The sequence below is a fragment of the Pseudoxanthomonas sp. PXM01 genome (assembly GCF_014851815.1).
GTDB lineage: Bacteria > Pseudomonadota > Gammaproteobacteria > Xanthomonadales > Xanthomonadaceae > Pseudoxanthomonas_A.
Genome location: NZ_JACVAJ010000002.1, coordinates 1486368 through 1505363, shown reverse-complemented (window position 1 = coordinate 1505363; position 18996 = coordinate 1486368). Strand labels below are relative to the sequence as shown.

Genomic DNA, 18996 nt, shown 5'->3' with positions numbered 1-18996 from the left:
ACGCTCCCGTCCTTCTTGGCTGCCTCAGGGCGCGGCCGCCGCGGGCTTGGCCGGGCCGGCCTTGCTCTCCGCGATGAAAGCGCGGATCTGGCTTTCCAGCACCGGCAGGGTCACCGAGCCCTGCTTCAACACGGCGTCGTGGAAGGCCTTCACGTCGAACTTGGGTCCCAGCGCCTGCTCTGCCTCGCCGCGCAGGCGGACGATGGCGATCTCGCCCAGCTTGTAGCTCAGTGCCTGGGCGGGCCAGGAAATGTAGCGGTCGACCTCGGTCGTCACCTCGTGCTCGGACAGGGCGGTGTGGTCGCGCAGGTAGGCCAGGGCCTGATCGCGGGTCCAGCCCTTGTGGTGCACGCCGGTGTCGATGACCAGGCGGGTGGCGCGCCACATCTCGTAGGTCAGCCGGCCGAAGTCCTCGTAGGGCGTCTCGTAGATGCCCATCTCCTTGCCCAGCTTCTCGGTGTACAGCGCCCAGCCCTCGCCGTAGGCCGAGATGTAGTTGTCGCGGCGGAACGCGGGCTGCTCGCCCTGTTCCTGCGCCAGCGCGGCCTGCAGCGAATGGCCGGGCGAGGACTCGTGCAGGGTCAGCGCCGGCAGGTTGTACAGCGGGCGCGAGGGCAGGTCGTAGGTGTTCAGCCAGTACGTGCCCAGGCCGCCGCGGCCCGCGGTCCAGAACGGCGCGATGTCGGCCGGGACCTCGACGATGGTGAAGCGTCCACGCGGCAGCGTGCCGATGTACTTGCCGACTTCGCCGTCGACGCGCTTGGAGATCCACGCGGCGCGGTCGAGCAGCTGCTGCGGCGTCTTGGCGTAGAACTGCGGATCGGTGCGCAGGAAGGTCAGGAATTCGGCGAACGATCCCTTGAAGCCGGTCTGCTTGATCACCTCCCGCATTTCGGCCTGGATGCGCGCGACTTCCTTCAGGCCGATCTGGTGGATCTGTTCGGCGCTGAGGTCGAGCGTGGTGTACTCGCGGATCTGCTGCGCATAGAACGCCTTGCCGCCGGGCATCGCTTCGGCCGCCAGCGTGGTGCGTGCCTGCGGTACGTACTCGCTGCGGAAGAACGTCAGCAGCGTGCCGAACGCGGGCACGACCTGCTGGCTGATGGCATCACGCACGTCCTTGCGCAGCGCTTCCTGCTCCGCGGCCGGGATGCTGGCCGGCATCTTCTTGTAGGGCGCGTAGAAGGTGGACTGTTCCGGATCCTTCAGGTCCGCCACCGCGGCGATCGACACGTCGCGCCCGTCCAGCACCGCGCGCGGCACGGTGAAGCCGCGCTTCAGGCCGCTGCGCATGTTGGCGATGTGCTGGTCGAAGTAGCGCGGTACGTCGCGCAGGCGCGCGGCATAAGCGCGATAGTCGTTCGCCGTCTTCATCGGGCGGCGCGCCATGAACGACAGGTTCGACCAGAACGAAGAGTCCGAATTGAACGGCATCTCGTAGGCGCCCAGACGCACTTCGTCAGCCAGGTTCTCCACCTGCGGGCGATAGATCGCCAGGTTGATGCGGTTCTCCGGCGAGAGCTTCGTGGCATCGATGCCATCAAGGTCTCTCAGGACCTGCTCCCACACCTTCAAGCGTGCCTGTTGCGCCTCGGCACCCACGTCGGGCAGCCGGCGCTTGTCGCCGCTGGTATCGGTGTCTTCGTCCGCCTGGCCAGTCTGTTCCTGTCGCCACTTCCATTCCTTCTCATACAAGGCCTGGAAGCGCTTGTCGGCATCGGAGGGAGCGAAGGCGAGCGCGTGCAGCGGGGCGCAGGCGAGCAGGAGGGCGGCAGTGCGGAGGTTCAAGGCGGACATCCGGTGGAAGCGGAATCCGGATGGTAATGCAGGGGCGATGTGCCCGTCCGGGCGGCTGCACTCGTCTTTGTGGGAGCGACGTAAGTCGCGATAGCGGTGAGGCCGACTCGCCGATAAACAAAAAGCTCGCGACTTACGTCGCTCCCACAACCAGCATTCTGCGCGGGTCAGGCCTTCGGGCGCAGGCGCTCGAGCACGCCGTCCAGCGTGTCCAGGTCGGTGTACTGGATGATCAGCTTGCCCTTGCCGCCGCGGCCATGGGCGATGGTGACGCGGGTGCCCAGGCTCTCGGACAGTTCGGTCTCCAGCGACGCGATATCCGGCTGCGGCGCGGCCTTCGTGGGCTTGGCCTTCTTTCCGGTGACCGGCACCTTGCCGGCGGCGAACTGCTGCGCACGGTGTTCGACTTCGCGCACCGACCAGCCCTGTTCGGCGGCGTCGGAGGCCAGCTTGCTGGCCAGGTCCGGCGACAGCGTCAGCAATGCACGGGCGTGGCCCATTTCCAGGCGGCGCGCTTCCAGCAGCGCTCGGATCGCCGGCGGCAGTTCCAGCAGGCGCAGCAGGTTGGAGACCGCGGCGCGCGAACGACCGACGGCTTCAGCCGCTTCGGCATGGGTCAGCGAGAATTCGTTGATCAATCGCTGCAGCGACTGCGCTTCTTCCAGCGGATTGAGGTCTTCGCGCTGGATGTTCTCGATCAACGCCATCGCGATGACGGTGCGGTCGTCCAGTTCGCGCACGACCACCGGCACTTCGGCCAGGCCGGCTTCCTGCGAGGCGCGCCAGCGGCGTTCGCCGGCGACGATCTCGAACTTGCCTGGCGACAGCTCGCGCACGACGATCGGCTGGATCACGCCCTGCGCCTTGATCGATTCCGCCAGCTCGGTCAGCTTGGAGGCATCCATCTGCATGCGCGGCTGGTACTTTCCCGGTTGCAGCTGCTGCACGGGCAGCGTGCGCAAGGCTTCGCCCGGCTGCGCTTCCGGCGGCGGCGTCTCGGCGGCCTTCGGGCCGAGCAGGGCTTCCAGTCCGCGACCCAGGCCGCGCTTCTTCGGGGCGCTCATCACGCGTGCTCCATGTGCTGCTGTTGCTTCTTGCGGTCGGCCGCGCGGCGCAGGATCTCGCCGGCCAGGCCCAGGTAGGCGACGCCGCCGCGCGAGGCGCGGTCGTAGCCCACGATGCTCTGGCCGTGGCTGGGCGCTTCGGCCACGCGCACGTTGCGCGGCACGATGGTGCGGAACACCTTGTCGCCGAAATGCGTGGTCAGTTCGCCGGAGACGGCGTTGGCCAGGTTGTTGCGGATGTCGAACATGGTGCGCAGCACGCCCTCGATCTCCAGGCCGGGATTCAGGCGCGCGCGCAGCGCATCGATGGTTTCCATCAGCGCCGACAGGCCTTCCAGCGCGTAGTACTCGCACTGCATCGGCACCAGCACCGAGTCGGCCGCGGTCAGCGCGTTGAGCGTCAGCAGCGACAGCGCCGGCGGGCAGTCGATGATGATGAAGTCGTAGTCGCCACGGATCGGCTGCAGCGCGCTCTTCAGGCGCTGCTCGCGACCGTCGGATTCCATCAGCTGGATCTCCGCCGCGGTCAGGTCGATGTTGCCCGGCATCAGGTCGAAGCCTTCGGCGGTGGTCACCACCGCGGCCTTGGCTTCCACCTCGCCCAGCAGCACGTCGCAGGTCGAGGCCTCGACCTCGCGCTTGTCCACGCCGCTGCCCATCGTGGCATTGCCCTGCGCATCCAGATCGACCAGCAGCACGCGTTGCGGCGCACGCGCCAGCGCGGCGGCCAGGTTGACGGCGGTGGTGGTCTTGCCGACTCCGCCTTTCTGGTTGGCGACGGCGATGATGCGGGCCATGCGAGGGCGCCTTATCGAATCCGGGGTGAGGGGGGATTATGCGGGGTCGGGAGCGGGCGTGCGAAATCATCCCAACGGATGCACGGCCCGCGTGCGGTCATCGGGTCGCGTTTCCGCGCGACGGTGTCGGCGAGCGCTCAGTCATATCAAGGAGTTACACGGCGCGCACCGGGGCGGTGCGCGGTTCAGTCGCGGCGGACGACGACCATGTGGCGCTCGCCGACCAGCCCGGGGACGGCCAGGGCGTCGATCGTGGCCACCGACCAGCCGGTGGGCAAGGCCGCGATCTCGTCGTCGGGACGGACGCCTTTCATCGCCAGCAGCGCGCCACCGGGCTTCAGCAGGTGACCGCCCACTTCGATGATGCCGGCCAGCACGTCGAGCGCGCGCGCGGTGAGCGCGTCGTAGGCCTGCGGTTCGTCCAGTGCCTCGGCGCGCGACTCGGCCACGCGCGCGTTGTCCAGCTTCAGCGTGCGCACCGCTTCGCGCAGGAAGCGCGCCTTCTTGCCGTTGCTCTCCACCAGCGTCACGCGCAGGCCCGGCTTGGCGATCGCCAGCGGAATGCCGGGCAGGCCCGGGCCCGTGCCGAGGTCGGCGAGCGCACCGCTGTGCGCCGCGAGATCGTCGACGAACGGATGCATCGCCAGCGAATCCAGCAGGTGGCGCGTGACCATCTCGCGCGGGTCACGGATGGCGGTGAGGTTGTAGGTCTTGTTCCAGCGGTCGAGCAGGGCCAGGTAGGCGAGCAGGCGCGGGGCCAGCGCGTTGGCATCGAGGCCCAGCGTGGCGAGACCAGAATGCAGCTCGTCGCGCAGTTCGGCAGGGAAGGCGGTGTCGTTCATGGCGTCATTATCGCAGGCCGCCACGCGGCGCCGCGCGGATGCCAGGCCAGTGCGGCGCGGTAGTCCGGGGCCGCGGCCCATTCGTGCAGGCGCCAGTCCTCGACGCGGCCAAGCGCAGGATCGCAGGCGACCAGGCGGGCACCCTCGTCATCGAGCCGGATATGGAACCGGTGCAGGCCGAAGGAAATGCCCTGCCCATGGGCCTTGAGCACCGCTTCCTTGGCGCACCACAGGCGCACGAACGCGAGCATGCGGGCGTCGTCGCCCTCGAGCGACCGCAGCCAGGCGGTCTCCTCGGGGTGGTAGAAGCGCTGGGCCAGTTCCATCGCCCGCGGGCGCGGACGCAACCGTTCCACGTCGACCCCCAGTTCGATGTTTTCGCCCAGCGCCAGCAGCAGCGCTTCGCCACTGTGACTCCAGCCGGTTTCCAGTGCGTGCAGCGGCGCGATGAAGTGCGGGCGTCCCTGGGCATCGCGGGTGATCGGCAACGCGTGCGGCGCCGTGTCCAGCACGCGCGACAGCTGCTCGCGTGCCGCCGGTTCGCCGCGTTGCCGTGGTGCGTGCGGCAGCAGCCACAGCGCGATGCCGTCCAGCCGCCAGTCGGCGGACGCGTCGCGCCAACTCACGTTCCGGTCTCCGTGGCGTGGTGCGGCACAGCGTGCATGCCGGCAAGGATGGCGCTATCAAACGCGGGCACGGACGCTTCCCCCATGCGGAATAACGACGGCTTCACGTCGTAGGTCGGAGATTCAAGCGTGCCCCGCGCCATGGGGTCCTGTCCATCGAGGGAGAAGCGAAGCAATGAATTTTCTCATCTATCTGATCGTGGGTGGCATCGCCGGTTGGCTGGCCAGCATCGTGATGAAGCGCGATGGCTCGCAAGGCATCATCCTGAATGTCGTGGTCGGCATCATCGGCGGGTTCCTCGGCGGCTGGCTGCTGCCGGCGCTGGGGCTCGGGCTGGGAGGCGGCTGGGTCGGCTTCCTGATCACCGCATTCATCGGTGCCGTGGTCCTGCTGCTCATCGTCAACCTGCTCTCGAGGGGCAGGGCGAGGTAACGGTTCCGCTGCGGCCGCGTGCGCGTTCGAGACGCACCCAGGGTCCGTGGCAATGCAAAGGCCCGGCAGCGATGCCGGGCCTTTGTTCATCCGGACGCACCGTCTGCGGCGACGGTTCAGCCGCCCAATCGCACCCAGGCAGGCGCGTGGTCGCTCGGACGTTCCCAGGTTCGCGGTTCGCGGTCGATGCCGGATTCCACTGCACTCGCCCGCAGCGCATCGGACACCAGCGTCAGGTCGATGCGCAGGCCCAGGTTGCGGCGCAGGCCACCCATCCGGTAGTCCCACCAGCTGTAGACGTTGGCTTCGTCGCTGTGCAGGCGGAACGCATCGTGCAGTCCCAGCGCGTACAGCCGCTGCAGCGCCGCGCGTTCGGCGGTGGAGGTCAGGATGTGGTCGTCGTTCCACACCTTCGGGTCGAACACGTCGCGGTCGTCCGGCGCGATATTGAAGTCGCCCATCATCACCAGTTTCGGATGCGCCTGCAGCTCGGCGGCGATCCAGTCGTGCACGGCGTCCAGCCAGCGCAGCTTGTAGGCGTACTTGTCGGTGCCGACGTCCTGGCCGTTGACCACGTACAGGTTGACGATGCGGACGTCGCCGACCGTCGCGGCGATCACGCGCTTCTGTTCGTCCTCGAAGCCGGGAATGCCGACCTGCACGTCGCCGATGGGTTCGCGCGACAGCAGCGCCACGCCGTTGTAGGTCTTCTGTCCGGCGAACACGCTGCGGTAGCCGGCTTCCGCCAGTGCGGTGTCGGGGAAGCGGTGGTCCTCCAGCTTCGTTTCCTGCAGGCCGACGACATCCGGCGCGAACGCGCCCAGCCACTGCGTAAGGTGCGGCAGGCGCACGTTGAGGGAATTGACGTTCCAGCTGGCGATCTTCATGGCGGGGATTCTAGGCGAGGACGGTCGATCAGGCATCCGCCATGCCGTCGGGCGCCGATGCGGCGTGGCCTTCGCCTTCACCGTCGCGCATCAGGTGGGCGGCCATCCAGGCGGCGACCAGCATCATCGCCATGCCGAACACCGCGATGGCGCGGATGGCATCGGTGAAGGCGGTACGCGCAGTGTCGGCGATGGTGGTTCCCGCCGCACCGCCGACTTCGCCGGCGACGGTGACCGCGCCGCCCAGGGTCGACAGCGCGCGCGTCGTGTCCGCATTGGGCAACGCCGCCGGCAGGGCGGGATCCAGCCACAGCCGGTACGCCAGCATGCCGAGGCTGCCGAGGATCGCGATGCCCAGCGCGCCGCTGAGTTCGGCACTCGTCTCCGCCAGTGCGGACGCGGCCCCGGCACGCTCCGGCGGCGCGGTGGTGATGATCAGCTCGTTGCCGACGGTGAACACGGGCGCCATGCCCAGGCTCATCGCCAGCATGCCGGCGATCAGGATCCACAGGCCGTAGGGCGGCACGACCAGCGCAGTGATGCCGAAGCCCACTGCGGCGAACAACAGGCCACGCACCATCACGCGCCGTGCGCCCCAGTGTCGCACCAGTCGCGGCGCCAGCAGCGAACCGACGGTGAAGCAGACCGACCACGGAATGGTCGCGATGCCGGCCTGCAACGGCGTCAGCCCGAGCACCAGCTGCAGGTACTGGGTCATGAAGATGTAGACGCCCATCATCGACAGGCCCGCCAGCGCATAGGCGACGATGGCGGCGGAGAATGCCGGCCGGTGGAACAGCGTGACGTCGAGGAAGGGATAGGCCAGATGCTTCTGCCGCCGCACGAACAGCGCGCCGAGCGCCATGCCCACCAGCAGCACGGCGATGCCGCGCGGATCGACGCCGTATTCGGCGATGCGCTTCAGGCCATAGACCACTGCCAGCACGGCGAGCAGCGATTGCACCATGCTGAGCGGGTCCAGCCTGCCGGCGTCGGGGTCGCGGTACTCCGGCAACAGCTTCGGACCCAGCACGAGCAGCAGCACCATCACCGGCACCGCCGCGAGGAACGCCGCACCCCACCACCACCATTGCAGCAGCAGGCCGCCGACCAGCGGGCCGATGGCGCCGCCGACCGAGAACGCGGCGATCCACACACCGATCGCGAACTGGCGTTCGTGCTCGTCATGGAACATGTTGGGGATCAGCGACATCGTCGACGGTGCCAGCGTGGCGCCGGCGATGCCGAGCAGGGCGCGCATGGCGATCAGCATTTCCGCACTGCGCGAGAACGCCGCCAGCACCGAGGCCACCGCGAAGGCCGCTGCACCGATCAGCAGCAGCTTGCGCCGCCCGATGCGGTCGCCCAGCGTGCCCATCGTCATCAGGAAGCCCGCCACCAGGAACCCGTACACGTCGACGATCCACAGCAGCTGGCTGGCACTCGGGTCGAGCTCGGCGCTGATCGCCGGCAGCGCCAGGTTCAGGACCGTCAGGTCCATCGCATAGACCATGCAGGGCAGGGCGATGATGGCCAGCCCGATCCATTCGCGGCGGGTGGCTTTGGCAGAGGCGGGCGTGGTCGGCATGGCGGTCCGTCGGTGGCGTGTCATACCGTTCGACGAACGGGCATGGCGTAGTTCGACGGAGGATACCGATCCGCGTCAGCTGCCTTCCAGGTCCACCCGGATGTGCGGGAAGTGCGTGGCCAGATCCTTCGCCCACTGCACGGCGTCATAGGGGACGCCCCGCTCGGACGGGAAGCGCAGCGGCGCACCGTCGTGGTCGTAGAGGAACACGCGGTCGTCGCTTTCGTCCGGGCGTTGCACGCGGATCCGCGCGATCCGGTCCAGCGTGATCGCATGTTCGCCAGGGGCGATCTCGTCGTCCCACCACCACAGCGTGCGCGCCTCCAGATCCAGCCGGCTGCCCCAGCGACGCACATGCACCAGCATCGCCAGCGCGGCGCCGGCAAACACGAACCCCATCACGAAGACCACCGGCACCAGCCACGGGGCGCACTCGCGTCCACTGGGGTCGCAGTTGCTGGCCGGGTCCACGGTCAGGCCGGCGTATACGAACATGCCGCCGACCAGCAACAGCATGTAGACGCGCAGGTCGGTGCGGGTGCTGTTGCGGCGGAGGAGCTTGCGCATGCGTGGCTAGCGGATGATGAAGTCGATGAACCGCGCGACCTTCGAGTACGGCGGCTTCAGCAGGTCGCTGCCGGCGCGGCGCGGTTGCCACAGCACCGGCAGCGCCTTGCTCATTGCGTCGAAACCGGCGCGGCCGTGGTAAGCCCCCATGCCGCTCGGCCCGACGCCGCCGAACGGCAGCGCGTTGATGCCGAAGTGCAGCACGGTGTCGTTGACGGTCACGCCGCCGGCCAGCGTGCTGCGCAGGATTTTCTCCACGCGTGCGCGGTCATGGCTGAAGGGGTACAGCGCCAGCGGCCGGTCATGTGCATTGACGTAGGCCACCGCTTCGTCCAGCGAATCGACCGTGCGGATCGGCAGGATGGGGCCGAAGATCTCGTCCTGCATCACCTTCGCGTCGTCGCCGGGTTCGATCACCACGGTGGGCGCGAACAGGCGCTGCGCGCGGTCGTGCTTCGTCGCCAGCGGGATGACCTCGTGGCCGCGCTGGCGTGCGTCGTCCAGGTACCCGTCCAGGCGCGCGAACTGGCCGTCGTTGATGATGCGGGTGAAGTCGCCGGCGTCGGACAGGTCGCCGTAGCGTTCGGCCACCTGCTCGCGCAACGCCTGCACCAGCGCATCGCGCCGGTTGCGTCCGACCAGCAACACGTAGTCCGGTGCGATGCAGGTCTGCCCGCCGTTGAACCACTTGCCGGTCGCCAGCCGCGCCGCGGCCTGCTCCACCGGGAAGTCGTCGCAGACGATCGCCGGCGACTTGCCACCCAGCTCGAGCGTCAGTGGCGTCAGGTTGGGTGCGGCGGCCGCCATCACCTTGCGGCCCACGGCAGTGGAGCCGGTGAACACCAGATGGTCGAATGGCAGCGCGGCGAACGCGCCCGCCACCTCGGCTCCCCCCGCGGCCACGCTGACGCGCTCCGGCGGAAACACCTCCGCCAGCAGCGAGCGCAGGAACGCGGTCGTGCGCGGCGTGTGCTCCGACGGTTTCAGGTAGACATGGTTGCCGGCGGCGATCGCGGTCGCCAGCGGAATCAGCGCCAGGTTGACCGGGTAGTTCCACGGTGCGATCACGCCGACCACGCCGACCGGCGCCTGGCGGATCTCCGCGCGCGCCGGCCAGAAGCGCCAGCCCACGCCGACGCGCTTCGGCTTCATCCAGCGGCGCAGATGCGAGGTGAGGTGGTCGATCTCGTTGAGCACCGTCATGCCGTCGGCGATCAGGGTCTCGTGGCGTGAGCGGTGGCCGAAATCGGCGGCGATGGTGTCGGCCATTTCCGGCAGCCGGCGCTTCAGGGTGTCGCGCAGGCGCTGCAGGTCGTCGCGGCGCTGGGCGTAGTCGGGCTTGCGTGCCTGCCAGGTGTCGCGCAACCGCTGCAGCACGGGGGCAAGGTCGCCGACCGGCGTATCGTCGTCGGGGGCACGGGTACCGTTGCCGGCGCGGGGCGCTGTGTCTGCCGTGGCGGCCGTGATCGCGGCGTTGGCGGCGGTGATGGCCGCATTCGCGGCGGTCGTGGCGGCATGCGGAAAGGTCGTCATGGGCCGAGTGTATGCCTTCGTTCCGGAGTGGGCGCACTACAATCCGGACATGGACCCGAATCTGACCGCCCTGCGCCCCTACCTTGACCGCTTTCCCGTCCTCGGGCCGCGGGTCTACGTCGATTCCGCCGCCACGATCATCGGGGATGTCGAGCTGGCCGAAGATGTCTCCATCTGGCCGGGCACCATCCTGCGCGGCGACGTCAACTACATCCGTGTCGGTGCACGGACCAACGTGCAGGACGGCACCATCGTCCATGTCAGCCACCACAGTCCGTTCAACAAGGCCGGCTATCCCACGCTGATCGGCGCCGACGTCACCATCGGCCACGGCACCATCATCCACGCGTGCACCATCGAGGACCTGTGCCTGATCGGCATGGGCGCCTGCATCCTCGACGGCGCGACGGTGAAGAAGTACGGCTTCCTCGGCGCCGGCGCGATCCTGGGTCCGGGCAAGGTGGTCGGCGAGGGCGAGCTGTGGCTCGGCAATCCCGCCCGCCTGGTGCGCACGCTGTCCGACAAGGAAATCGAGAGCCTGCATTACTCGGCCGCGCACTACGTGAAGCTGAAGGACCGTTACCTGCAGCCAACACCGCCTGCGGCATGATTGACGGCGGCGCATGCCGCGCCGCCTGGGAGGCCCGCATGGCCTGGAAACCGGAGGGCTACACCTCGGTGGCCCCGTACCTCGTGGTCGACGGCGCACAGCGCACGATCGATTTCCTCGTCACGGTGTTCGGCGCCGAGCCGCTGCGCATGCATCCGATGGGCGATCGCCTCGGCCACGGCGAAGTCCGCATCGACGATACGGTGGTGATGCTGGCCGATGGCATGGAAGGTTGGCCGCCCATCGCCAGCCACGTGCACCTCTACGTACCCGATGTCGATGCGACGTGGGAGCGCGCGCTCGCCGCGGGCGCCGAGGCCGTGCAGGCGCCGGAAGAGAAGGGCGATGGCGACCGTCGGGGCGGCTTCCGCGATGCCGGCGGCACGACCTGGTGGATTTCCACGCAGGTCGCGTGAGCGGCGGCCGTCAGCGCGCGGGCGACGCCGGCAGCCAGCGCTCCAGCGCGCGGAACGCGAACGCAGTGGCGAGTGCAGCGACCACGATGATCACGAGCGTGATGCCCACCTGTCCGTAGCCGAGCTTGTCGGCATTGAGGAACGGGTACGGATACCAGCCCGTGATCGCGCCGTGCACCATCGTGTAGGCCAGCCAGGCGACCGGCCAGACGAACGCCCAGCGGATCGTGCGCGCATCGATCCGTGGACGCGGGCCCAGCAACAGCCAGCCCACCAGCGTCCACACCGGAGAGAGCTGGTGGAAGCCGGCGTTGATCCAGGTACCGATGCCGCTGTGCTGCACCAGGTCGGACAGCAGGGTCGCGAACACCACGCCCGTCACCGCGATGCCCAGCAGCGCATCGAGCCGCAGCACCCGCCACACGGGACCGTCGCGATCGGGGCGGATCACCAGGCTGACGGCCGCGGCGAGCACCAGCAGGTTGCTCTGCACGGTGAAGTAGCTGAAGAACCGCAGCAGCTTCGTGGCCAGCGGGACCGGCGCGGCCGCCGCAGTCGTATTCACGTCCTGCCCGCCGCCGACCAGCAGCACGAGCTGCGCGATGACCGTCGCAGCGACCACAACGGCGAGGATCAGGTTCCAGGTCCGCTGCATGCGATGTCTCCTAGGGAGGGGAAAGCGTGGTCGGCGCGGTGGCATGTTCGAGGGCGGTCAGCAGCGCCATCGCGTCCTGCCGGCTGTTGCCGCACATGTCGGGCCCCGGCTTCAGTGTGCCGCAGAACGCGGGACGTTCGGGTTTGCCGAACAGCCGGCAGCGCAGGGCTTCGTCCAGTTGCACGCACGGCACGCCGGCCGGCTTGCCCTGTGGCATGCCGGGGATCGGCGAGGTGATCGACGGCGCAGTGCAGCAGGCCGCGCACCCCGATCGGCAGGAGAAGACGGTGTCCACGATGGCGCGAAGTGTAGGGCTTGGCTGGGCAACGATGGCGCGTCCGGCTAAAGTCGGCAGGCATGGGGAAGGCGCATGGACAGCGGAACAGTCGGGTTCCACCACATCGATCCGGTTGCGGCCGGCATACCGCCCTGGGGACGTTGCCCGTGGTGAGCGGCTGATGCTGGACACCTATCGCGAAGTCGTCACGCCCGAGGGCGTGGGCCTGCACCTGCCGGCGGCCGGCCCGGTACCGCGCGCGCTGGCATGGGGCATCGACCTGGGCATCCGTCTGGCCATCGTCTTCGTCATGGCGATGCTGCTGGCGCTGTTCGGCGAGGCCGGTGCCGGCCTGCACCTGATCGTGATGTTCCTGGTGTTCTGGGCGTACCCGATCGTGCTGGAGTCGGTCTGGCGCGGGCAGACCCCCGGCAAGAAGGCGCTCGGCCTGCGCGTCGTGTCGGCCGACGGTGCGCCGGTGGGCTGGCTGGCGGCGATCACCCGCAACCTGCTGCGCACGGTCGACATGCTGCCCTTCGGCTATGCCGCCGGCCTGGTCGCGTGCCTGGCCGATCCGCACGCGCGCCGCTTGGGCGACATGGTCGCCGGCACGCTGGTGGTCCACCTCGGGCGCGAGCGCGACCACACCCCCGCGCCGGTCAACACGGTGTTCGTGCCGCCGGCGCAGCTGCTGCCGGAGGAGCAGGGCGCGATCGTCGCGTTCGGCGAGCGCGCGCCGCAGCTGACCCCGTCGCGCCAGGAGGAACTGGCCAATCTCGCCCAGCCCATCACCGCCGCGCAGGGGCAGGCCGGCGTGCTGCGGCTATACGGCATGGCCAACTGGCTGCTGGGGCGGCGATGAGGCAGGAGCAGTTCGTCGCCCGCCACCAGGCCGAATGGCTCGCCTTCGAGTCGTGGCTGCACGCGCGCGGCGGGAATGCGCGACGCGCGCGCGGCGAGCGCAACACCGGCGAACTGACCGACGAGGACGTGCCCGCGCGCTACCGCCGCATCTGCCAGCACCTCGCCCTGGCGCGCCGGCGCGGCTACAGCCCGGTGGTCGTGGACCGCCTGCAGGCACTGATGCAGCAGGGCCATGGCGTGCTGTACCGCACACCGCCGCCGCGCTGGCAGCGTGCCCTGCGTTTCCTGCTGGCGGAATTCCCGCGGCTGGTGCGCAGCGAAGCAGGCTGCATGTGGGTGGCGGCGGTGGTGTTCGTGTTCCCGCTGGTGCTGATGTTCGTGCTGCTGCAGTTCCGGCCGGAGCTGGTTTACAGCATCGTCTCGCCCGAGCAGGTCGCGATGTGGGAACGCATGTACGACCCGAGCGACGAACGGCACGCGCTCGGCCGCGAAAGCGGGACCGACTGGCAGATGTTCGGCCACTACATCTGGAACAACATCGGCATCGGCCTGCGCACGTTCGCCGGTGGACTGCTGGCCGGCGTGGGCGCGCTGTTCGTGCTGATCGTCAACGGCATCAGCATCGGCACGGTGTTCGGGCACCTGCAGCAGATCGGTTCCGGCGATCCGCTGTGGCGCTTCGTCTGCGGGCACGCCCCGTTCGAACTGACCGCCATCGTGCTGGCCGGCGGGGCGGGCCTGCGACTCGGCCTGAGCCTGGTGGCGCCGGGCCGGCTGCGGCGCATCGATGCGCTGGCGAAGGCGGGCGCGAAGGGCGCGCGGCTGTGCCTGGGCGTGGCGTTCATGCTGCTGGTGGCGGCGTTCATCGAAGCGTTCTGGTCGTCGACCCAATCCATCCCCGCCGCCTTGAAGTACAGCGTGTCCGGCGTGCTGTGGACACTGGTGGCGTTGTGGCTGGGGATGGGCGGGCGCGGGGTGGCCGATGAGGATTGAGCAGCTGACGGTCCGCCTGCGCGCTCGCTCGGACTGGGAGGCCGTGGAACTGGGCATGGCGCTGGTGCGCCGGCACGCCGGGGCGATCTGGAAACCCTGGCTCTGGCTGACGCTGCCGGTGTTCGCACTGCTGAACCTCGGCGCGTGGTGGATCGACCAGTTCTGGTTGGCGGCCCTGCTGATGTGGTGGCTGAAGCCGGCCTTTGACCGCATCCCGCTGTACGTGATGTCGCGCGCGGTGTTCGGCAGCGTGCCCGGTACGCGCGAAACGCTCCGCGCGCAGCTCCACTGGGGCACACGCACGTTGCTGCACCTGCTCACGTGGCGTCGCCTCAGCCCGGTGCGCTCGCTGTACATGCCGATCGACCTGCTGGAGGGCGTGCAGGGCGACCGGCTGCGCCAGCGCCGCCGCGTGCTGGGCGGACAGGCCTACGGCACGGCGATCCTGCTGACCTGGATCTGCCTGGTGTTCCAGGGCGTGCTGGTGCTGGGCGGCATCCTCGCGGTGGTGATGTACCTGCCGCAGGACCTGCTGCCGGACAGCGTGCAGGCGGCGTTCCGCGTGGCGGCCATCGAATGGAACGGCTGGTTCAAGCTTGCCTGGAACGCGCTGCTGTGGGCGGCGATCAGCGTGATCGAGCCGTTCTACGTCGGTGCCGGCTTCGGCCTGTACCTCAACCGCCGCACGCAGATCGAGGCGTGGGACCTGGAGATCGTGTTCCGCAAGCTGCGCGCACGGCTGGCGGCCGCCGCACCGATGGCACTGGTGGCCGTGCTGTGGCTGGGCGGGATGGACATCGCCGCCGCGCAGGAACGCCATGGCGCGCCGCCGACGGCACCCGTGGCGCCGGCCGCCGCCGAAGAAGACGGCAAGGCGACGCCGCCGACGCTGCCCATCGTATTCGGCGACGAGCGTGTGGACGACCGCGCCTTCCGCGAGGCGGCCGACCGGGCCTACCGCGACCCGCTGCTGGACCGCAGGCAGGTGCAGTCCGGCTGGGAACGGCGCGATCCCCGCGACAGAAAAGCGAAGGAGGCGCCCGAGTTCGACCACGCCTGGTTGTCCGGTATCGGCAAGGTGATGGCCTTCATCGGTGAGTGGGGGCTGTGGCTGGTCGCCGGTGCACTGGTGCTGATACTGCTGGCGACCGCGCGCCACTGGTGGCCATGGATGCGCGGCATGGCGAGGCCCCCGCAGGCGCTTCCCGACGCACCGCAGTCCGGCGCGCTGGTGTTGCCCGAGGCGCTGCCCGACGACATCGCCACCGCTGCGCGCGCGCTGTGGCGCGACGGTCGTCGGCGCGATGCCTTGGCCCTGCTCTATCGCGCCAGCGTCGAGAGCATGAGCCAGCGCGTCGACATCGTGCTGCCGCCGGGCGCCACCGAGGCCGAATGCCTGCGTGCCTCGCGGCGTCTGCCGCAGGCCGAAGACCGCACCGTGTTCGCCCGTATCGTGCGCACCTGGCAGTACGCCGCTTATGCCGAACGTCTGCCGGGCGAGGACGAGTTCGACCTGCTGGTGGGTGACCTGCAGCAGCGCTACGGATGGGCGTCATGACGTACGCGCGACGCAACGGCCGGGTGGTGGGCGCGACACTGCTGGTCGCGCTGGTGCTGCTGACCCTGATAGGGCTGTGGTTCCGGCACACCTTCCATCGCGTCGAGAAGACGCTGTACCTGCCGCCCACCGGCGAGGCCGCCTACAACCCGTTGTACGCACTGGCGAAGACACTGGAAGCCGATGGCGTGAAGGTCAATGTGCGCCAGCGCCTGATGCTGGACGACCACCCGATGGCCAGCGGCGACACGCTGCTGCTGTTCAACGATCCGCGCGTGCTGTCGCCGTCCGACGCCGAGCGCCTGTTGGCGTGGGTGGAGGAAGGCGGCCACCTGCTGATCCGCACGCCGGCCTATTCGCCTGGCGATGCCACGACGGGGCCGGATGCGCCGCAGGCCGCGATGCTGGACCAGCTGTCGGCCTGGCTGGTGGACGAAACCCCCTCGTGCGAGGACTTCCAGGTGGAAGGGGAGGGCCATCACGTGGAGTTCTGCCGTGGCCGGCGCTTCGCCTTCGACGATACCGTGCCCGAACTGGCGTGGGGCGACCTGAAGCACGGCTATGTCTACGCCCGCGTGGCGGCGGGCAAGGGGCACGTCGACGTGCTGGCCGATTTCGACTTCCTGGCCAACACGGCCACGCGCGGCTTCATGGAGGAAGCGCTGGATGCGCCGCCCAGCGGCGGCCTGCGCGACGGTCCCCATCGCGCGCTGGCGCGACAGGTGCTGGCGCCCAACTACCGCCAGGGCACCATACACCTGGTCTATGCGGCGGAGATGCCGTCGTTGTGGCGCACGCTGTACCTTCAGGGCTGGATGGTGTGGGCGCCGCTGCTGCTAGCGCTGGCCGCCTGGTTGTGGATGCGCATGCAGCGCTTCGGACCACCGGTACCGTCGCCGGCCGGCGAACGCCGCTCGCTGCTCGAGCACGTACGCGCCAGCGGCGAACACCTCTACCGCTACGGCCGCGGCGTGATGCTGTACTCCGCGGTCCGGCAGGCGTTCCTTGCGCGCCTGCGCCGTCGCGATCCGGTCGCCGCCGCGCTCGCCGGCGAGGCGCAGGTCGCCGCCATCGCCGAGCGCACCGGCCAGCCGGCCGACCGCATCCGCACCGCCCTCAACGTTCCTGCCTCGCACGACCGGCAGGCCTTCCGCGACCGCATTTCCCTGCTGATCCAACTGAGAAACCGCCTATGAACGACGAGACCGCCGCCGCGCCGCCCGCGCTCCCGCCGACACCGACCAATGCGCTGTCCGAGCGCGTCGAGGCCGTGCGCGAGGAGGTCTCGCGCGCCTTCATCGGCCAGCCCGACGTGCTGGACCAGATCCTGATCGCGCTGCTCGCCGGCGGCCACGTGCTGATCGAGGGCGTGCCGGGACTCGGCAAGACGCTGCTGGTGCGCGCACTCGCGCAGGCGCTGGAGTTGACCTACGCGCGTGTGCAGTTCACGCCCGACCTGATGCCGAGCGATGTCAGCGGCCATGCCGTCTACGACCCGAAGACCGAGAGCTTCCAGATCCGCCGCGGTCCGGTGTTCACCAACATCCTGCTGGCCGACGAAATCAACCGCGCCCCGGCCAAGACCCAGTCCGCGCTGCTGGAAGTGATGCAGGAAGGCCAGGTCACGATCGAGGGCAAGTCGTTCCAGCTGTCGCCCCCCTTCATCGCGCTCGCCACCCAGAATCCGGTGGAGCAGGAGGGCACGTATCCGTTGCCGGAAGCGCAGCTGGACCGCTTCCTGCTGAAGGTGCTGATCGACTATCCGGCGCTGGAGGACGAGAAGCGCATGGTCGATGCCATCACCACCGGGCGCACCGCCGCCGACTTCGATCTCTCGCAGGTGAAGCGCGTGCTCGGCGCCGCCGACATCGCCGCGATGCAGCGCGAGACCGCCGCCGTGCGCGTGGATCCGGAAGTCGTCGACTACGCGGTCCGCATCGTCGCGGCTACCCGCAAGTGGCCCGGCATCGCACTGGGCGCCGGTCCGCGCGGCAGCATCGCCCTGGTGCGCGCGGCGCGTGCGCAGGCGGTGCTGCAGGGGCGCGACTTCGTCACCCCCGACGACGTGCGCGACATCGCCCGCCCGGCGCTGCGCCACCGCATCACCCTCGCGCCCGAACTGCAGATCGAAGGGCAGTCGCCGGACGACGCGCTGCGTGCGCTGCTGGCCAAGGTGGACGCTCCCCGCAAATGAGGCCGGCTCCGCTGCTCATTGCGCTGATCGCCTGCTGGGGACTGGCAGGCTTGGCCGTGCCGTTCCTCGGCTGGTCGCTGTGGCAATGGCAGCTGGTGGGCGCGGCCATGCTGGCGGTCGCGCTGCTGGACGGCTGGCGGCTGCGCGGGCGACCTACGCCGGACACCGTGCGCGAGGTGCCCGAGGCGCTGCCGCTGGGCATGGAACGCGATGTCGCGCTGGTGTTCGAGTCGCGGGTGAAGCAGCGGCTGGAGGTGTTCGACCTGCATCCGGGCGGCTGGGCCTCGTCGGGCCTGCCGCGCCGGCTGACGCTGGCCCCGATGTCGGCCACCCGCGTCACCTATCGGCTGCGCCCCGCGGCGCGCGGTGACGCGCACTTCGAGGGCGTGCAGTTGCGCCTGCGTTCCGCACTGGCGCTGTGGCGGCAGTCGCGCGTAGCCGGTGCGCCGCAGCGGGTACGCGTGTACCCGAACTTCGCGCCGCTGACGCGCTTCGCGTTGTTCAGTGCCGAACAGGCGTCGCGCCTCGTGGGCGCGCATCTGAAGCGGCGGCGCGGCGAAGGCACCGACTTCCACCAGATGCGCGAGTACCGCGTCGGCGACAGCCTGCGCCAGGTCGACTGGAAAGCCACTGCGCGCTCTCGCAAGCTGATCTCGCGCGAGTACCAGGACGAGAAGAACCAGCAACTGGTCATGCTGATCGATACCGGCCGCCGGATGATGGCGCGCGAGGACGAACTGGGCCACTTCGACCACGTGCTCAACGCATCGCTGGTGGTGTCCTATCTGGCGCTGCGGCAGGGCGACGGCGTAGGCCTGTTCGCCGCCGGTGGCGACAGCCGCTGGGTCGCGCCGCAACGTGGCATGGCGGCCATCGATACGCTGCTGCGCGCCAGCTACGACCTGCAGCCGCGCCCGGTCGCCACGGACTATCTGGCCGCCGCCACCGAGCTCAGCCTGCGCCAGCGCCGTCGGGCGCTGGTGATGCTGGTGACCAATGTGCGCGACGAGGACATCGACGACCTGTTGGCCGCGGTGCGCCTGCTGCAGAAGCGGCACCTGGTCTGCGTGGCCAGCCTGCGCGAGACCTCACTGGACGATGCCCTCGATGAGGAAGTGCATGACCTGCAGGGTGCGATCCATGCCGGCGCCGTCGCCCGCTACCGGGAGCAGCGCACGGCGGCGCACGATGCGCTGCGCAGCCATCGTGTGATGGTGCTGGATGTCACCAGCGACGAACTGCCGGGTGCGCTGGTGGAGCGCTACCTGGCGGTGAAGCGCGACGGCGTGCTGTAG

Annotated in this window: 20 protein-coding genes; 9 read left to right on the top strand and 11 right to left on the bottom strand. The window is 69.4% G+C overall.

Annotation, left to right across the window (positions count from 1 at the left end):
• Nucleotides 1-24: 24 nt before the first annotated feature.
• The 5 genes from IB230_RS16495 to IB230_RS16475 form a co-directional block, all read right to left on the bottom strand.
• On the bottom strand, nt 25-1788 hold the full coding sequence (locus tag IB230_RS16495; RefSeq protein WP_343227338.1) for a DUF885 family protein: 1764 nt from the start codon (nt 1786-1788) through the stop codon (nt 25-27).
• Between the two features lie 176 nt (nt 1789-1964).
• A complete protein-coding gene (locus IB230_RS16490; protein ID WP_192273861.1) occupies nt 1965-2861 on the bottom strand; it encodes a ParB/RepB/Spo0J family partition protein in 897 nt (298 codons plus the stop codon).
• Nucleotides 2861-3658, bottom strand: a complete 798-nt coding sequence (locus IB230_RS16485; RefSeq protein WP_192273860.1) for an AAA family ATPase — start codon at nt 3656-3658, stop codon at nt 2861-2863. Before IB230_RS16485 ends, IB230_RS16490 begins: the two co-directional genes overlap by 1 nt.
• A gap of 185 nt (nt 3659-3843) precedes the next feature.
• Nucleotides 3844-4500 carry a 16S rRNA (guanine(527)-N(7))-methyltransferase RsmG gene (rsmG, locus tag IB230_RS16480; protein ID WP_192273859.1) on the bottom strand — a complete coding sequence of 219 codons (657 nt, stop codon included), beginning with the start codon at nt 4498-4500 and terminating at the stop codon, nt 3844-3846.
• Nucleotides 4497-5126 (bottom strand): 4'-phosphopantetheinyl transferase superfamily protein, encoded by a 630-nt coding sequence (locus tag IB230_RS16475; RefSeq protein ID WP_192273858.1) that lies wholly within the window; start codon nt 5124-5126, stop codon nt 4497-4499. The genes rsmG and IB230_RS16475 overlap by 4 nt, the downstream gene beginning before the upstream one ends.
• A 175-nt stretch (nt 5127-5301) precedes the next feature.
• Between IB230_RS16475 and IB230_RS16470 the strand changes: the two genes are divergently transcribed.
• Entirely contained in the window at nt 5302-5559 is a 258-nt protein-coding gene (locus IB230_RS16470) for a GlsB/YeaQ/YmgE family stress response membrane protein (RefSeq protein ID WP_192273857.1), read from the top strand.
• Between the two features lie 116 nt (nt 5560-5675).
• Here the strand turns inward: IB230_RS16470 and xth are convergent, their stop codons facing one another.
• From xth to IB230_RS16450, 4 genes are all read right to left on the bottom strand, one after another.
• Nucleotides 5676-6446, bottom strand: coding sequence for an exodeoxyribonuclease III (gene xth, locus IB230_RS16465; protein WP_192273856.1), 771 nt, complete (start codon nt 6444-6446; stop codon nt 5676-5678).
• Between the two features lie 28 nt (nt 6447-6474).
• Nucleotides 6475-8034, bottom strand: coding sequence for an MFS transporter (locus IB230_RS16460; protein WP_192273855.1), 1560 nt, complete (start codon nt 8032-8034; stop codon nt 6475-6477).
• Between the two features lie 75 nt (nt 8035-8109).
• Nucleotides 8110-8601, bottom strand: coding sequence for a hypothetical protein (locus IB230_RS16455; protein WP_192273854.1), 492 nt, complete (start codon nt 8599-8601; stop codon nt 8110-8112).
• 6 nt (nt 8602-8607) lie between these two features.
• The gene (locus IB230_RS16450) at nt 8608-10134 is read right to left on the bottom strand and encodes a coniferyl aldehyde dehydrogenase (protein ID WP_192273853.1); all 1527 of its coding nucleotides are present in this window, start codon (nt 10132-10134) and stop codon (nt 8608-8610) included.
• Nucleotides 10135-10195: 61 nt separating this feature from the next.
• Between IB230_RS16450 and IB230_RS16445 the strand changes: the two genes are divergently transcribed.
• Together IB230_RS16445 and IB230_RS16440 are read left to right on the top strand one after the other, a co-directional pair.
• Nucleotides 10196-10744 carry a gamma carbonic anhydrase family protein gene (locus IB230_RS16445; RefSeq protein ID WP_192273974.1) on the top strand — a complete coding sequence of 183 codons (549 nt, stop codon included), beginning with the start codon at nt 10196-10198 and terminating at the stop codon, nt 10742-10744.
• 38 nt (nt 10745-10782) lie between these two features.
• Nucleotides 10783-11160 carry a VOC family protein gene (locus tag IB230_RS16440; protein ID WP_192273852.1) on the top strand — a complete coding sequence of 126 codons (378 nt, stop codon included), beginning with the start codon at nt 10783-10785 and terminating at the stop codon, nt 11158-11160.
• 10 nt (nt 11161-11170) lie between these two features.
• Here the strand turns inward: IB230_RS16440 and IB230_RS16435 are convergent, their stop codons facing one another.
• Complete coding sequence (locus IB230_RS16435) at nt 11171-11815, bottom strand: Pr6Pr family membrane protein (RefSeq protein ID WP_192273851.1); 645 nt, start codon at nt 11813-11815, stop codon at nt 11171-11173.
• Between the two features lie 10 nt (nt 11816-11825).
• A complete protein-coding gene (locus tag IB230_RS16430) occupies nt 11826-12110 on the bottom strand; it encodes a YkgJ family cysteine cluster protein (RefSeq protein WP_192273850.1) in 285 nt (94 codons plus the stop codon).
• A gap of 163 nt (nt 12111-12273) precedes the next feature.
• Here IB230_RS16430 and IB230_RS16425 point away from each other — a divergent pair, with 163 nt between their 5' ends.
• From IB230_RS16425 to IB230_RS16400, 6 genes are read left to right on the top strand one after another with little or no spacing between them, the layout of a single operon-like run.
• Nucleotides 12274-12954, top strand: a complete 681-nt coding sequence (locus IB230_RS16425; protein WP_192273849.1) for an RDD family protein — start codon at nt 12274-12276, stop codon at nt 12952-12954.
• Nucleotides 12951-13949: a stage II sporulation protein M gene (locus IB230_RS16420; protein WP_192273848.1), complete on the top strand. Its 999-nt coding sequence runs from the start codon at nt 12951-12953 to the stop codon at nt 13947-13949. The genes IB230_RS16425 and IB230_RS16420 overlap by 4 nt, the downstream gene beginning before the upstream one ends.
• Nucleotides 13939-15507 carry a DUF4129 domain-containing protein gene (locus IB230_RS16415; RefSeq protein WP_192273847.1) on the top strand — a complete coding sequence of 523 codons (1569 nt, stop codon included), beginning with the start codon at nt 13939-13941 and terminating at the stop codon, nt 15505-15507. Before IB230_RS16420 ends, IB230_RS16415 begins: the two co-directional genes overlap by 11 nt.
• A complete protein-coding gene (locus IB230_RS16410) occupies nt 15504-16703 on the top strand; it encodes a DUF4350 domain-containing protein (protein ID WP_192273846.1) in 1200 nt (399 codons plus the stop codon). Before IB230_RS16415 ends, IB230_RS16410 begins: the two co-directional genes overlap by 4 nt.
• Nucleotides 16700-17701 carry a MoxR family ATPase gene (locus IB230_RS16405; protein WP_225589540.1) on the top strand — a complete coding sequence of 334 codons (1002 nt, stop codon included), beginning with the start codon at nt 16700-16702 and terminating at the stop codon, nt 17699-17701. Before IB230_RS16410 ends, IB230_RS16405 begins: the two co-directional genes overlap by 4 nt.
• Complete coding sequence (locus tag IB230_RS16400) at nt 17698-18996, top strand: DUF58 domain-containing protein (protein ID WP_192273845.1); 1299 nt, start codon at nt 17698-17700, stop codon at nt 18994-18996. The genes IB230_RS16405 and IB230_RS16400 overlap by 4 nt, the downstream gene beginning before the upstream one ends.